12 protein-coding genes and 2 pseudogenes are annotated in these 15,249 nt (G+C 43.3%); 6 read left to right on the top strand and 8 right to left on the bottom strand.

From position 1 onward, the window contains the following. Position 1 precedes the first annotated feature (1 nt). The 4 genes from MHI37_RS10065 to MHI37_RS10050 are packed head-to-tail and all read left to right on the top strand — an operon-like array spanning position 2 to position 3,332. On the top strand, positions 2 to 949 hold the full coding sequence (locus MHI37_RS10065) for an ABC transporter permease (RefSeq protein WP_076339592.1): 948 nt from the start codon (positions 2 to 4) through the stop codon (positions 947 to 949). Beyond that, a complete protein-coding gene (locus MHI37_RS10060) occupies positions 946 to 1,758 on the top strand; it encodes an ABC transporter permease subunit (RefSeq protein ID WP_179090321.1) in 813 nt (270 codons plus the stop codon). Before MHI37_RS10065 ends, MHI37_RS10060 begins: the two co-directional genes overlap by 4 nt. 11 nt (positions 1,759 to 1,769) lie before the next feature. Beyond that, complete coding sequence (locus tag MHI37_RS10055) at positions 1,770 to 2,552, top strand: ABC transporter ATP-binding protein (RefSeq protein ID WP_076339594.1); 783 nt, start codon at positions 1,770 to 1,772, stop codon at positions 2,550 to 2,552. 18 nt (positions 2,553 to 2,570) lie between these two features. Beyond that, positions 2,571 to 3,332 (top strand): ATP-binding cassette domain-containing protein, encoded by a 762-nt coding sequence (locus MHI37_RS10050; protein WP_076339595.1) that lies wholly within the window; start codon positions 2,571 to 2,573, stop codon positions 3,330 to 3,332. 343 nt (positions 3,333 to 3,675) lie between these two features. Here MHI37_RS10050 and MHI37_RS10045 read toward each other — a convergent pair. From MHI37_RS10045 to MHI37_RS10020, 6 genes and pseudogenes are all read right to left on the bottom strand, one after another. Then, positions 3,676 to 4,017 (bottom strand): annotated as a pseudogene (locus tag MHI37_RS10045) (sigma factor-like helix-turn-helix DNA-binding protein); the annotation flags it as partial. A 196-nt stretch (positions 4,018 to 4,213) separates the two neighbouring features. After that, positions 4,214 to 4,462 (bottom strand): annotated as a pseudogene (locus tag MHI37_RS10040) (zeta toxin family protein); the annotation flags it as partial. Beyond that, on the bottom strand, positions 4,455 to 4,631 hold the full coding sequence (locus MHI37_RS10035) for a hypothetical protein (RefSeq protein WP_179090322.1): 177 nt from the start codon (positions 4,629 to 4,631) through the stop codon (positions 4,455 to 4,457). The pseudogene MHI37_RS10040 and the gene MHI37_RS10035, both read right to left, overlap by 8 nt. Before the next feature lie 146 nt (positions 4,632 to 4,777). After that, positions 4,778 to 5,479 (bottom strand): RNA polymerase sporulation sigma factor SigK, encoded by a 702-nt coding sequence (gene sigK, locus MHI37_RS10030; RefSeq protein WP_076339597.1) that lies wholly within the window; start codon positions 5,477 to 5,479, stop codon positions 4,778 to 4,780. A 249-nt stretch (positions 5,480 to 5,728) separates the two neighbouring features. Further along, positions 5,729 to 6,274, bottom strand: a complete 546-nt coding sequence (locus tag MHI37_RS10025) for a GNAT family N-acetyltransferase (protein ID WP_076339598.1) — start codon at positions 6,272 to 6,274, stop codon at positions 5,729 to 5,731. Positions 6,275 to 6,298: 24 nt separating this feature from the next. Then, complete coding sequence (locus MHI37_RS10020) at positions 6,299 to 9,052, bottom strand: adenylate/guanylate cyclase domain-containing protein (protein ID WP_076339599.1); 2,754 nt, start codon at positions 9,050 to 9,052, stop codon at positions 6,299 to 6,301. A gap of 165 nt (positions 9,053 to 9,217) precedes the next feature. Between MHI37_RS10020 and MHI37_RS10015 the strand changes: the two genes are divergently transcribed. Further along, entirely contained in the window at positions 9,218 to 9,613 is a 396-nt protein-coding gene (locus MHI37_RS10015) for a DUF4280 domain-containing protein (protein ID WP_256710702.1), read from the top strand. Positions 9,614 to 9,684: 71 nt separating this feature from the next. Beyond that, positions 9,685 to 11,463 carry a hypothetical protein gene (locus tag MHI37_RS10010; RefSeq protein ID WP_076339600.1) on the top strand — a complete coding sequence of 593 codons (1,779 nt, stop codon included), beginning with the start codon at positions 9,685 to 9,687 and terminating at the stop codon, positions 11,461 to 11,463. A gap of 24 nt (positions 11,464 to 11,487) precedes the next feature. On the opposite strand, the gene MHI37_RS10005 is transcribed toward MHI37_RS10010, so the two are convergent. Beyond that, positions 11,488 to 13,158, bottom strand: coding sequence for a hypothetical protein (locus MHI37_RS10005; RefSeq protein ID WP_076339601.1), 1,671 nt, complete (start codon positions 13,156 to 13,158; stop codon positions 11,488 to 11,490). A 22-nt stretch (positions 13,159 to 13,180) separates the two neighbouring features. After that, positions 13,181 to 15,247, bottom strand: coding sequence for a phage tail protein (locus tag MHI37_RS10000; RefSeq protein WP_076339602.1), 2,067 nt, complete (start codon positions 15,245 to 15,247; stop codon positions 13,181 to 13,183). Positions 15,248 to 15,249 lie beyond the last annotated feature (2 nt).

Here is a 15,249-nt window from a genome sequence, read left to right as displayed (position 1 = left end):
AATGTTTTATTATCTTATAGGACGACTGGGGATGCTAGCCTTTACTCTGTTCTTGTTAACCATGTTTGTATTTACACTTATGCATATGGCACCGGGTGATCCTGCAGCATTAATGCTGCAGGGTTTCGGCGCAACACCTGACGAAAATATGATTGCATTCTATCAGCACAAATGGGGTTTGGATCAGTCTTTTTTCATGCAGTATGTTTCATGGTTAATGGAACTCGCTAAGGGAAATTTGGGTAACTCTTATATAACAAACAAACCAGTAGTAGAAGAAATTGGTTCGCGTATAAGCATGACACTATTGCTTCTGATCAGTTCTTTCACATTGACCTTTCTCATATCGGTACCATTGGGATTGTTGGCTGGTTTACGGGAGAAAAGCTTGATCGATCGTATTTTATATGGAGTTACGGTACTGGGTTTGTCAGTCCCACTTTACTGGCTTGCCATATTACTTATGCTCTCATTTGGAGTAATATGGCCATTATTCCCGATTATCGGCGGTGGCTCCGTAAGTCATTACGTGTTGCCCGTAGCAGCGATCAGTATGGTTCAAAGCGTCTACTTTATTCGAATGATTCGCTCTTTTACAGTGGAATACAAAAAAGCACCCTACCTGGAGGCAGCCATCTCACGTGGTATCAAGCGGAGAATTCTATATCCTTCTTATTTGTTTCGCTCGATGCTAGTCCCTGTGCTAACAATTGTAGGGACGAGCTTTCCCAGTTTTTTTGGCGCAACTATTATTATTGAGAGTGTCTTCAGTTTTCCTGGGATTGGTAAGTATATGCTGGATACGATATATAATCGTGATTACCCAGTTATTCAAGGATGTAGTCTGTTATTAGCTGCTACTATATTTATTCTGAATTTCGTCACGGATATTAGTTATTATATGGCTGATCCACGTATTCATCTTGAAAAGCAGAGGTGGGAAAATTGATAGCCTTCGCATGGAATAATAAGCTTTTTACTGTGGCTTTGGCTGTCATTGTTTTGTTGGTTGCGGCTGGGATTCTTGCGCCATGGCTGCAGCCTTATGATCCCTTTCAACCGGACTATGAGTCCAAGCTACAAACACCGAGCCTTCAGCATTTGTTCGGAACAGATTATTTAGGTCGTGATATATATAGCAGAGTGTTGGCGGGTATCAAGCACTCTGTGTTTCCGGCATTTATTGTCCTCATACTAGTCGTGCTCATTAGCCTCATACTAGGTACATTAAGCGGCCATTACGGTGGGCGTTTAGATATGCTTTTGATGAGTGTAACCGATATATTTGTTGCAGTACCCAATATCCTTTTGACCATTGTTATTATTGGATTTCTCGGTTTTGGGATGGAGAACGTATATCTGGCCATATTGCTCTCATGGTGGGCGAGATACGTACGAATTATACGGGGACTCGTTCATGATGTGAAGAAAGAACCTTATATGCTCGCAAGTCGAGTGAGCGGTTCTTTTGGGATGCCTCATATGGTTCGTCATATTTTACCCAATATTATGCCGCAGGTGCTTACACTTTCTATCCTCGATGTCAGTAGAGTCATTCTAACATTGTCAGGCTTGTCCTTTCTCGGAATTGGAGCGCAGCCTCCATCGCCAGAATGGGGAGTTATGCTGCTCGATGGTAAACGCTATTTGCAAATTGCCCCATGGATGGGTTTTTTTCCAGGTTTAATGGTATTTATGACGGCTTGTGCATTCCAAATTTGCGGGGAGAAGCTGCGCAGCCGATACAAGCTAAAATAGGTGATGAGCATATGAACATAACTGCCCAAATTAAGAAACTTACCATAAAAAAAAGTAACGGCCAGTACTTGGTCAAAGATAGTTCCTTTATACTGCATGAAGGTAAGACACTTTGTTTAATAGGAGAAAGCGGGAGCGGGAAAACTTTGACAAGCAAAGCGATGCTCGGTATGTTGCCGAGTTCGATGACAATAACGGGAGAAATGATTTTTCAAGGTTTGGATTTAATGAGTATCAGCCGCCGTGGTTGGCAGAGGGTGAGGGGTAAACGAATAGGGGTAATTAACCAACATCCGGAGCAATCACTTCATCCTGCTATTCCAATTGGCAGGCAACTGATTGATTTGGTGAGAAGTCATTTGCCTTTGACGAGAGCTGAGGCAGAGCACAAGGCTAAAGCAATGCTTGCCAGAGTATCACTTCCACGTATCGATGCCATGATGTGCAGTTATCCATCTGAGTTGAGCGGCGGTATGAGTCAGCGCGTAATGATTGCAATGGCATTGTTACTTGAGCCGGAGCTCCTCATAGCAGATGAACCAACGAGTGCGCTGGATGTGATGACGCAGGCGGAAATTTTAGCGCTATTGAATGAAATTGTGAAAGAACGGAAGATGAGTATGCTGTTCATCACGCACGACTTGAATATTGCGAATTATTTGGCGGATTCAATCGCTATTATGCATCAGGGAGAGATCGTTGAATATGGCACTGTGAGTGACGTGCTAAAGCAGCCGAAGCATCCATACACAAGAGAACTCTGGTATTATCGTGATAAATTTAATATTGATTAGGGGAAGAGGTTGGCTACTATGCTCGAGATTAATCAACTATCCAAATCAGTCGGTGAAAAAATCATATTGGATAAATTGGAGATTCGCCTACCAATTGGTCGTTCGCTGGCAGTCGTTGGAGAGAGTGGAAGCGGGAAGTCTACGCTTGCTAAGATGATCATGGCGCTTGCACGTCCGACTTCGGGTTCGATTTCCTTTGATGGGGTAGTTGCACCTCAGCACAAAACCTCAGATTTCAAGGCCTGGTACAGGCAAATTCAGCTTGTATTTCAGAATACAGCTGCTTCGCTGGATCCGCGTATGACGATAATGCAAAGCATAGAGGAGCCGCTTCGATATTTCACAAAACTAGGGAAGTCAGATAGGAAGCAACTGGCAGCAGAATATGCCGATTTGGTAGGTTTGCCCTCACTGCTGCTTACCTCACTGCCGAACCAGCTCAGCGGTGGCCAGTACCAGCGGGCTTGCATTGCCAAAGCTCTTATACTAAAGCCTAAGCTTCTCGTTTGCGATGAAATTGTTTCCAATCTGGATGTTATTCATCAGCATAAAATCATTAAGTTACTTCAGAAGCTCCGAGAGGAGCAGAAACTCTCGCTGGTGTTTATCACACATGACCTTTCCTTAGTAACCAGTTTGTGTGATCAGATTATGGTTATGAAGAATGGGAGAATGGTTGAGCTGTTTAACTCAGAGACTTTACATTCCAAAGATCGTCATCCATATACACGTTCTTTACTGGAGACAGCAAGGCTGATCAGCAGGCGTAACGACGATTGATGATCTTAGATTTGCGGCAGTCTTGCAATTGCTCGGTGGAAAATATGTTTCATCCGATGATATAGGATATTATGCTTCGTGAAACATGGAGAGCCTGGAACATCTTTGCAACCCGAAATTCGAAGTGCTGTTCATAGATTAACTTGAACATGTTTACTTCAGATTTTTCGCAAAGTAGGCTGCCGCCTTATTTAGAATGTCGTTTTCTTCCTTAAGATCTGCGAGTTGCTTACGAAGCTTTGTCGAATTTCTTCCGTTGTCCCATATGAACCTCTCCATGATTTATTATAGAGGTTTTCTTCGTGTCCATCTGTTCGGGCCAACGTCATGTGGCTCTTAAATGCTAATTTCCCACCAGCGACACGTAGCTCCGGCTAATCCCAAGCTCCTTCGCAATCTCCCGCTGCGTCCGCTCATCCCCGCCATGCTCCAGCCCGAAGCGGCCAATGACAACTTCCTTCTCCTGGTCATCAAGTATATCCAAATTCTTATATATTTTCGACTTCTCAATCTTCAGCTGCACCTTATTCACGATATCATCAGCCTCAATACCGAGGATATCGATCAACGTAATCTCATTGCCTTCCTTATCCGTGCCAATCGGATCATGTAGAAAAACATCCTTCCGCGTCTTCTTCAAAGAGCGCAGATGTATAAGTATTTCATTCTCAATACAACGAGCCGACACAACCTAATGTTATTTCAACCATTATTCATTATATTAAAAATGAACCAACCTTTGTGATATCACATCGATTGGTTCATTCATCATTATCTATTTCATTATGTAATTGCTGCTCTATTGTTTTCACCCAATTAGGAATAGTCTCAGCCATATATTTTATTACACTATGGTTGAAATCAGCTTCCAATACAATCACACCTGCTAAAGTCGTTTCTATTGAAAAATCTCGTTTGTTTTTTATACACTCCCTAACCAACTTGATAGCTTCTTTACCTGCCGACACCCTATGTCTTTCAGGATTTTCGTTATCAATACGGCGTGTCAATGAATCAGGATCAATATTGACACTAATTCCAAGCCTATCGATAATTAGATTGCGAATTGTACTCTTCCCGCTACCATTATTACCAGCAAATACGAACATTTCTGCAGTTGGTTCACTCATGATCATTTTCCTGTTTCTCAATCTGTTCAATATTTCCATTGCTGTGTTCTTTCATAAACTGCCCATCTTTTGTTTTGTAGATAACGTAGGTACCATTAGCCTTAGCATCTAACTTAGCACGATCTCCCGTTAACTTTATGAGTTTTTGTAGATCCTGTATGCGCTTCACAACTTCCCTCCGGCTATTCAAAATTTATGATTAGCAATCTTATAATTGCAGTATATCACAGATCGTGTCTTAAAAAGACACAACCAGTATTAGCGTTCAAACACAAAACAGACTGCTCTAAAAGAACAGCCTGTAAAGCAATCTATTCACCGCTTCGCCTTATAAAACTCATGATAAAGCTTCATAAGCGCCCTCTTCTCAATCCGCGAAACATAGCTCCGTGAGATCCCAAGCTCCTTCGCAATCTCCCGCTGCGTCCGCTCATCCCCACCATGCTCCAGCCCGAAGCGACCAATGACAACTTCCTTCTCGCGGTCATCGAGTATATCCAAATTTTTGTATATTTTGCTCTTCTCAATCTTCAGCTGCACCTTATCCACGATATCATCAGCCTCAGTACCGAGGATATCGATCAACGTAATCTCATTGCCTTCCTTATCCGTACCAATCGGATCATGCAGCGATACATCCTTGCGCGTCTTCTTCAAAGAGCGCAGATGCATAAGTATTTCATTCTCAATACAGCGAGCCGCGAACGTCGCGAGCTTCGTGCCTTTCCCCGTTTGGAAGCTCTCGATTGCCTTAATCAAGCCAATTGTCCCAATGCTAATTAAGTCCTCGAGATCTTCCCCTGTATTGTCGAATTTTTTCACTATGTGGGCCACCAAACGCAGATTGTGCTCAATGAGCAGGTTACGGGAACGCTGATTACCTTCTGCCATTAATTGCAGATGCTTTGCTTCTTCCTCCTCCTGAAGCGGTTGAGGAAAAGCATTATTTTTGACATAAGAGACAAGAAGTGAAAGCTGTTTAATAAAAAGCGCTATCGCTGAGAATAATCCAGGCATTTACCGTACACCCCCGCGTTGTATTGCCTCAGATCGTAATTCCTCGCAAGGCTTATCGATCTGGGCGAACATTGAAGTCTGTTCTTAAGTGTATGTAGGTAAAGGCCTAGAAGTGCACGTACACATTCAAAAGAGCCTCCACAAGCGCATTTTTTCGCTTTAAAGAGGCTCTTATCTTATGATACGGTATTCTAATTCTTATCTATATGAAGCACTCTAACCGCCTTAGTCGCAAAGGAAAGGTGTCCTTTAATTTATCCCCTGTATAACGGAGCCATCCAGCAGCTTCATATAGAGCAGCTTGCCTTCACCCGGATAGTAGTAATCAGGCAAATGGCACATGAACTTAAAGCCGTTGCGATCGAACATTTTCCGTGCACTTTCATATTCAGGCAAATCACAGGTGAACGTCTCTAGATATCTGCCGCTTCTCGATTCACAGAACTGGATCAACGCATCCATTAGCTTCCATCCCAGCTTGCGGTGGCGGTAGGAACGATGTACACCGAAGTATTCAAGCCGATAACCGCCGCTCCGATGCTCATTTTCTACAAAAATAATGGCAGAAATAATCTGCCCTTCATCTTCCTCGTACCAGCAAAACACATGCTGCTCCTGCATACTCCTTATCGGCAGCCATCTAAGCTGCTCCGTCTCCCCAGGCGTAAAACGCTGATCATCGAAACAATGCTCACTAAGTAAGAAATCCGACACCCTGCCAGCTTCAGTGCCGCTCGTTACAGGCTTAATTTCAGCATAAGCATGTCCTACATGTTCCTTCCCAACTTGAAGCATAGGCTCCCCCTCTTTCACTGAAAACTAGGAAATGCGAAGTGAATGGTTCCATTCTGACGTGACACCTTTTTGAAAATAATGATCACATTCAAAAAAGTAAAGCTTAGCAGCAAGATCATAACGATTTTTCTTCACTACAGCAACAAAGCCTTCTCTCGCATCATAAAATCTTCCCGCTCGATAAGCTTCTACAGCTGCTTCAAATTGCTTCTTTGTCTCATGCTTAAGCCTGCGGATATGCTCAGGATCAGCCTCGTACCAATCGTACAGCTCAATAGGGTCATGCTCCTCATCAATTTGAAGGACGCCTAGTCTACGGTATTGCCCTAACTTGTCAGGGTTAAGTGCCTGCATCGTATCCTCTGTCAATAGAACCGTCACACCTAATTTAGCTGAAGTCTTCTCCAGATCCAGTGTTAACTCTACATGATTCGATACTACACTGCCCTCCATCCTCTGTTCTTCACCTATAATACCAAGCATCACATCACCGGAATGAATGGCTATGCCAATATCGATCGGTTCTTCCTGGTTCCTTACTCGCTCTGCATTATAGGATTCCAACGTCAAGCGCAGTTGAAGCGCCGCTTTGAGTGCCGCACTGGTCTCATTCGGGAACATGGTCAGCATTCCTGGGCCTAGGTATCGACTAGTAAAACCGGCATGTTCACGTATGATCGGACCAAACTGCTTAAGGAAGGAATTGATAAACTTAAAATTCTGCTCTGTACTTAATTTTGCAGAAAATTCATTGAACTGACGCATATTACATACCATGATCGTCATTCTGCGATTCTGCTGCTCACCAAGCTTAATTTGTGTCATATTCGTTTTCCCCAACACCTTAAGAAATTGCTGTGGGACGAAGCGGAAGTAGGAGTTGCTTAGCTTTGTCACTTCATTAATATATTGTTTAATCGAGCTTGCCATCATATTGAAGCGTTCGCCTAGCTCCTCAACCTCATCACGTGTTCGAATCTCTACCTTGACATCCCATTCACCGCTTGCAATGAGATTCACATTGGAACGAAGCGTACGTATGGAGGACAAGAGATATGCCGTCATGATTGTAATAACCATTAAAAGCACGATACCAATAAATGCGAATATTTGGAGAACCTCATATAAAATTTTCATCGTGCTTTGGTTTAATCCAATCATATCTTTACCAGTCTCGTAGATCCCGATAATATCGCCGTTCGAATTATAGAGCGGACCTAGCGCATACATCCATTCTCCACCAGAATCTTCCCATTCTCCCATTATGATTTCACCTTGCTCAAGCACTAGACGGTTCTCGTCATTGATCTCAAAAGGCTGAAACATCGTTACACTATCGTCATCATCCATGACAATATAGAGCCCACCGTCAATATAGCGATAAATGGTATTATACAAGCCATCACGATCAGCACCTGCACGAGAGAATACCTCATTTACTCGCTGTTTAATCGTGTTGTAATCCTCGCTATTATAATCCAGCGGAGAGTTTAGTTTTTCCAGGTAATCGCCATCTACCAAATATTTTCCGTTTCCAGCAAGCAGTCTCAGCTGTTTATAGGTATCATCCTTCATTTCTATGGCGAATGAGGAGTATACGGAATAGGATAATCCCACCATTGAAATAAGAACAACAGGCAGTATAACTGCTAATTGCTTCAATAATAAGAACACCTTGCGCTTCATTACATTCACATAGACAAAACGTATCGTATAAACAACCACCACTGCGAGGAGCAGCAAAAGAAGCCAATAACCGATTCGTTGTCCGATGACTAGATAGGAATAACGATAGGAATCTTGTACATCCACAATGGCACCATTACTGTTAAGCTGAATCACCCGATCAGAGCTCGAAACCATGATATGACCATTGCCGATTGAAATATGGGTAAAATCAGACCATTCCACTTCAGGTGAGAATTCATTAAGCGCATCAAGCGTCAATACCGCTTCAACCGGATTCCCTACAGCAGCGGTATTCAATCTCTTAATCGCGCTATCATGATAATCAATAAAATAAAGATTAACATCATCCGAGGTGACAATTCCTACTGGAAAATTAAACTGACCATCCCTCGAAAGAGGATACAGCTTAACGATCTCACCACTTGTTACCGCGGACAAAGTCCCTCTCTTCGAAGTGAAATAAAATTGTGATTCCCGATTTCCGGTTAATTCATTTAAATAGCGGTCCTTTGGCAGTTCAACTGTTGTTATCGTTTCAGGCGTCGCAGTTACGCTCTCATCAAGCATAAGCTTTAATAAAGTAGCTGAACCCTCTTCTTTCCGAAAAAAATACAGCTCATTGTCTTCAATGGATAATGATTGCAATTTACCAACACGAAGCAATTGATCCTGTTCTTCATAGTCTACATAATAAAGAATTCGAGACTTCGAACCATCGGCAGAAATTCGCACAATTTGCTCTCCCGATACTTTTAAACCATAGGAATCTAGGACTGTAATCAAAGCGTATGCATTACCCTGCGTATCCGCTGCGATGGAATTGAATAGCTGAACCGTATCAGATTGGGTATTGTTGCTGCTGGAGTAGGAATAAACCATCTTCCCATCTTTATTCACTTTATGGATAACCTTCTTGGAATCTGTAATGGTATATAGTGACCCGTCACTATCTGTCGTTATGCGAGAGATATTGGAGTAAGGTTCTTCTATCTTAAAAGGCTGTAATGTCCATGAATCTCTCATGGCGACCAATAGAATTACAGCAACCAGGATCAAGCTAAACAACATAATAAGCTTCGTTCTCAACATAATCTCTCCATTCGACTCACGGGTTTCATTCCTATTAAGAAATATATGGATTTTCTATATCATCATATATTTTACTATAAAAATGTCGTCTTGTGTCTTAACGCGAGATATTTATTGCCGTATTTTAGCAAGAATAGTAGAATTAAATCAAATCGTGAACGAAGGGTGATTAAAATCGGACAAATTGTCTGTGCAGGCGCGAATCTACAATGCAGCTTCGGGGCTGCACCGAGTGTATTAATGGTGCTGCCTGTGAACCGAGTAATGACCGCTATGCCCATTGCTAATATTATGGATAACAAGCCTCTTGCAAATATTCTTCCATTTGGCATGTGTAATTCAATGGCTAACCCTATGGTTGCAGCAGCTACAGCAGCTGCATTTGGTGCATTGACCCCTATGCCTTGCATACCAGTTACGTCTGCTCCATGGGTTCCTGGCTCTCCTACTGTTATGGTTGCGAATATGCCCGCCCTGAATAATGCTTCCAAATGCTTATGCAATTGGGGCGGCGTTATTCAAGTTGCTAATCCAGGTCAGATGACCATACAGGTCCCATAGTCTGCTGCTAATAGTTCTATATTTTGGGAGCTGCAGCCAGAATCAATGATCCTACAAAGGAGTCGTGTTTCTTGATAGAGAAAATCGTCAAACCTTTTATTGCACCAATTCAACGTAAAATATTAATGCCTCTCAAAAAGGCAAAAAACTGGCCAAAGCTCCTTGCAAAGTGGTTGAAGAAAAAGTTCAAAGATATTTTAGGCCAAAAAGAAATCACTAAAGCGAGCTATATTCCAATCGGAAATTATTATGTTTCGAAAAAACTCATTGTGATCATCATCTTAGTCCTGCTCATTTGTTATTTCTTTATATTCATTCGCCCTCCTAAATTCATAAATAAGCTATTTAACCGCAAACCTGCTATTTCCGTTAGTACAAATGGAACTGCTCCAAGCTACTCTGGGGCGGCAAAGCTGCTTGATGAAAATAAGGTTTTGCTCTATGAAGGGGATTTAGTGGGCGGCGTGTATGAGGGGAAAGGAAAGCTCTATCAAGCAGTTGGAGTTTTATTGTATGAAGGCGACTTTGTCGGTGGGCAATACGCGGGTAACGGCAAACTGTTCAGCAAGGAAGGAACACTGCTGTATGAAGGCGCCTTTGTCGATGGCAAATACGATGGAGCTGGCAAGCTATACACTGAGGATGGCACACTGCTTGAGCAAGGTACTTTTTTGCAAGGCGTACTCATTCAAGGAAGTCAATATCAATCGGATGGCACGCTGAAGTACACCGGTGCTTTAGCTGGTAAAGTTTACGAAGGAGAAGGCAATCTTTATTATCCGAATGGCAAAATACAATATCAAGGCGGCTTCAAAACTGGTGTTTCTCATGGACAAGGACGCTTATTTTCTGACAATGAGGAGCTCATCTATGAAGGTGGCTTTGCCAATGGCGTTTATGCCGGAGAAGGCACGCTATATAATGGTACCAATATTATTATCTATCAAGGACAATTTCTTGCCGGAAACTACAACGGTATGGGCAAGAAGCTATTTAAAAATAACTTTATCGAATACGAAGGTGAATACAGTAACGGCAAGCGTTCGGGAGCAGGAACTGAATATTTTGAATCTGGCAGCGTGAAGTATAAAGGCGAGTTCTTATCGGATCGTTATCATGGGACAGGCATTCTGTTTGACGTAAACGGCAATATGATTTACAGTGGCGGCTTTTTAAGCAGTGAATACCACGGAAATGGCGAGCGTTACAATGCTGAGGGATTACTTGAATACAAAGGCTTCTTCGTTCGTGGATTATTAAATGGTCTTGGCACCTGGTTTAAGGATGGCACTCAGCCAATTTATATTGGTTATTTCAAGTCGGGCAAGCTCGATTTCGCCTCTTATATGGAATTATCCTCAATAGGACGTGAGGAGCTCCTAGGCAAACCATCCGGTACGGAGCTAATTTTAGACCCTTTACCAGAAGTCTTTTTTGATATGGCAGATAGCGAAGCCGAAGCATTGGAAGAGGCTAGTTTAGAAGATAGCAGTACAGGAGATAGTTCCTTGAATGAAGCAACTGTAGAGGATACTGCGCCTGATTTAGAAGCCATTCCACGAAGCGGCACATTAAAGCTGCGTTATCAGGAACTAGGATTGATGTTTGTTGCCAGAATGGAAGACACCAGCTCTGAGGACGCCGAGCTAACAGAAATTCATATGAATAGCGGTAAAGTTTTAGATACACTATTCCTGCAGCTAGAAGAACAACTCTCAACTGAACCTGCAAGCATTAAAAAATTAAACAGTGGGTTAGATCGCATCTACACATGGAATAATTATGTTTATACCCTTACTGTGAATCAGAATAACGAGGTACAATCAGCAATAATTACAAGGACGGGATAGCTCCCGTCCTTGTTTTTTTATACCCTATGCTATAGTGGATGCCGCACTGTTTACTCCCGTTTCAAGCTCATCTAACGCATGCTGACCAGCTGCGCTGTCGCCAAGTGCCTTCACTGCCCACCAGCGTATGCGAATACGTATACGCTCTGTTTTTTGATTAACTCGTATACCGATCCGGAAGGTGCCCTTCTTCGAATACTGTATGAAGCCAATTGAAATATTAGGATAATTCGAAGTAAACTCACTGCCAGCGAAAACATCCTGCGCTCCTGAATAAATAGCATTGCTGCGTTTCCACATCTCTGGAACCGGAATATCGGAAGATTCCTGCTCATCGGAAATGCCTGCGGTTAAGAAAACGGCTGCGTCGCTGCCTAAACCATGCTCAATTTCTTCAGAGTAGAAGTTTTTCTGACGACGTTGATACCACTTCTTCGGCTGCTGCGGGACAATCGAAATTTCCGTAATTCCCGCTGTTACCTGCTGCTCTGGCGTTAGCGGAGCCTCGTGATCAAGTAATGATCTAAACTCCTGCTTAATATCCGGAAATGGAGAAACAGGGACGAGAACGGGTTCTTTCACTTCTGTATTTTTCGCATCAATCTTACGGCTCATATCTTCTTTCTCTGTAGCCGATAGCAGCTTATACAGCATAGTAGGATTTATGACGTAATCGTTGAAAGGCAGCGATTCTACACTATCAATGACATAGCTTGCACCCATTTGCAGCAGATTGATCTTTGCAAGATACAAGCATGGTTCAACAGGAGTTTCAATCGCACGATCCAGGGAGCGTGAATAAAAGGTGTCTAAAATCCGTTCCTGTGCAGGCTCTTCACTTACTTCAACCGTTTGCTTAATATGTGATAGTTCATAGATCAACTTATCGCCAATAACAAGTCTCGCCGTTCCCGCTTTAGCTGCAATAGAGGCATTTTGTTTAGATTCTCCCGCAGCTAGCGGCAGCGCCCGCAACCGGATTCGTTTCGTATAGCTCGTAGCTCCACCGTCCGTAGGCTCAGAGAAAATGAGCTTTTCGTCTTCCTCTACCGATTCTGCATGCAGCAATTCCAGTTCATATTCAAACGAAATATGAGGAGTCTGAAGCGTCTTCTCAATGCTAAGCTTCAGCTCGAAGCTTTGGCCCGGTTCAATATAGCGCGGCACGCTCTGCAGCACGCGTACTTGGCCATCATCGTACCAAATTGATGTATCCTCGATTAAATAATCATATTCCTGCATTGCAGGTGCGGGGGGGTGCTCACGAACGAACAAGCGATAGCTTTCCAAAATACGATTATGCTCACTAACATCCTCACTGCCGCCTAAGGCTCCAGCTACTGTATGTACCGGCTCTTTGCCTTTTTCATTATACTCCAGACATAGGTATACATTTTTGGCATAATCATTGTTCATAAAGCCATCAACGTTGGAGAGCTTAACGGTAAGTGGTGAAGGCACGATGATCTCACGACCCATTTGGTCAAGTGCCGCTCCCGTTTCGATCGAAATGGATTTATCATCAACCGCAACGACTTGCAAACCGGCAATAACACCGCTTCCGAACAACAAACGATTCGTTAACCGGCGTTTATCAGAGAAATAAGTCTGCTCTGACATAAAATCTCTAACCGTTAATAGCTTCCCATAAAAGTACCGATTGCGTTCAAATGGGATATACCTCGATCTATTCATCCAAATTTCCTCCCTTTACTCACTATTCCAAACGAGAATCCAAGCCTAGTCTCGTATGCTGGTCAATCCGATTATCTTGTCCTACATCGATGGTAATCGTATGATGCGGCATCGATGATCGACCGTCCAAATTAAGCAAGGTTGGCTCAGACAATACCGTATTCATACCGAGATAGGAGTGCAGGTCCATGTATACCCAAGGCTGTAAAATAATCAACTTACACGTAGCAAAAACGGGTTTATAAGCTTCAATCAGCTGCTGCAGCGTCACTCGTCTCATTTCTGTATCCGCATGCTCGGCCTTCACAAGTACATTAAATACATGAGGATCTGCTGCATACAGGCGATCGGCTACTTCACCGAGTTCAGGGTTTTCCTTGAGCGGCTTTACCTGCTCATACTCCAGAATGATTGGCTTCTCACCTGTATAAATCGAAATCAGCGTCTCCATCGCATATTTCGTACCACGTAAATTGTATAAGGTTGGCGCTGCCTTCAGCAGCTGTCTTAATTGCTCCTCAGACCAATAATCCTCTGCGTTAATGCCAAGCCAGCCGAGCAGCCAACGCAACGATGACCCTGAAGCATTATTGGCTTCAAGTGTACGTGTTACCTGCCCAATCTTATGATCGGTATCCTCAAGCATGGTCTGGAAGATACTCAAATACCGAGCTAAGAAATCCTTCGAGCGCTCATCCCGCTGATAAATAGACGGAAGGTATTCTAGATACGAGCTTCTTGGAAAATGGAGCTCCAAGCTTTGAATGACCGGGGCATGCTGTGCTGAACCAATTAATTCGATAAATAACCATAAAAACCGACCTTTTGCTTGAATCAACAGTGCATCCTGTGGATCCTTGAGCGGCTTAGACCATAAATGAGATAAGGCCGTAAGCTTCGTCTCTGTAGGAATTTCTTCGCTCGCAACGTACTCGTCGAGATCGACATGATCCTGATCAACAAAAATCTCGCGTTGATCCGAGGCATAATATCGGATATTGATCTGAGTATCATTCTGCTGCTCGGCTGCAAGCACCAGCTTATGCCATTCCATCTCATATACACCGCTATCCAAGCCATCGCTAAGCCATACACCCATTCGTGAACCAAATGTTTTCCATATGGCAGTTTCAGAAATAGGCTCGATCTTGAATACGCTGCGCTGTTCCGAATTCCAGATGTAAAGACACTGCTTGCCAGGAAACAATACATTCCCGCTTGCGCCGCTTGCGAAGCCGCGTTTCACAATCTCGCCGCTTGGCAGCACTGCAATTAGTGAATACCCCTCACGGATACGAAGCAAGCCCCAGAACGTATCCGAACCGCTGTAGCATAAGGAAACCAGTTCCTCCACTAATGGGTCTATTTGCAACGAGAATGGTGTGACCGTGTTCGTCAACAAATGTAAAATCATGATTCGCTGAGTCTTTTTATCGAGCAGCCAGCACTGCTGCTGGCTCCCAAGTGTCAATTGGTAGCGATGATGATCATCCACATTCTCTTCATCAGCTAGTTCCATTCCATCCCCTAATAAGGGCAGCGGTATACGTACCGTCGGAAGTCCTGCGTGGTCAAACCTGAGCAGCTGCAGCTCATGCTCTTGCCCAATTGTACCTATAACAAGCAATCCATTATCGTTATCTGCAATGACTGCTTTCGCATGGAAGCTCTCACCGTACCAATCCTTTGTTGACCACCTGATTTGCGCTCGATCTAGTGACATCGCCTGAATAACACTGCTAAGTCCTTCATGAATGACAACTACTGCATCGCCAGTAATAGTTATTAATGAAGGGTGATTCTCATCACTGCTTTCAAGCTGTATAATATCCTCCACATGCGTACTAGCTAAGTCCGTTCGCCAAATCATCCCTGCGTTATCCAGCATAAACCATCTTCCATTAGAATCGACCACAGTGTCGATAAGCTCACCAGTCATTTGTGGATGAGTGAGCTCGAAACGATTCAAATGACGATATACTTTTTCTCGTACAATGGTTAATCCATCCTTCATGCCTTCAAGCTGATAGGAAGTGCCTCGTCTCCAGTCGGGAGGCTTGCGAAATGAGAAAAATTTAGGATCACTCATAT

Source organism: Paenibacillus sp. FSL H8-0548 (assembly GCF_038630985.1).
GTDB lineage: Bacteria > Bacillota > Bacilli > Paenibacillales > Paenibacillaceae > Pristimantibacillus.
This window is presented reverse-complemented; position numbering and strand designations above follow the sequence as displayed.

What these genes read in the sequence shown, in the direction of transcription:
- MHI37_RS10000 (WP_076339602.1), bottom strand. Translation starts at nt 15,247, where the DNA reads ATGAGTGATCCTAAATTTTTCTCATTTCGCAAGCCTCCCGACTGGAGA.
- MHI37_RS10065 (WP_076339592.1), top strand. Translation starts at nt 2, where the DNA reads ATGTTTTATTATCTTATAGGACGACTGGGGATGCTAGCCTTTACTCTG.
- MHI37_RS10025 (WP_076339598.1), bottom strand. Translation starts at nt 6,274, where the DNA reads ATGCTTCAAGTTGGGAAGGAACATGTAGGACATGCTTATGCTGAAATT.
- sigK (WP_076339597.1), bottom strand. Translation starts at nt 5,479, where the DNA reads ATGCCTGGATTATTCTCAGCGATAGCGCTTTTTATTAAACAGCTTTCA.
- MHI37_RS10005 (WP_076339601.1), bottom strand. Translation starts at nt 13,158, where the DNA reads ATGAATAGATCGAGGTATATCCCATTTGAACGCAATCGGTACTTTTAT.
- MHI37_RS10050 (WP_076339595.1), top strand. Translation starts at nt 2,571, where the DNA reads ATGCTCGAGATTAATCAACTATCCAAATCAGTCGGTGAAAAAATCATA.
- MHI37_RS10020 (WP_076339599.1), bottom strand. Translation starts at nt 9,052, where the DNA reads ATGTTGAGAACGAAGCTTATTATGTTGTTTAGCTTGATCCTGGTTGCT.
- MHI37_RS10055 (WP_076339594.1), top strand. Translation starts at nt 1,770, where the DNA reads ATGAACATAACTGCCCAAATTAAGAAACTTACCATAAAAAAAAGTAAC.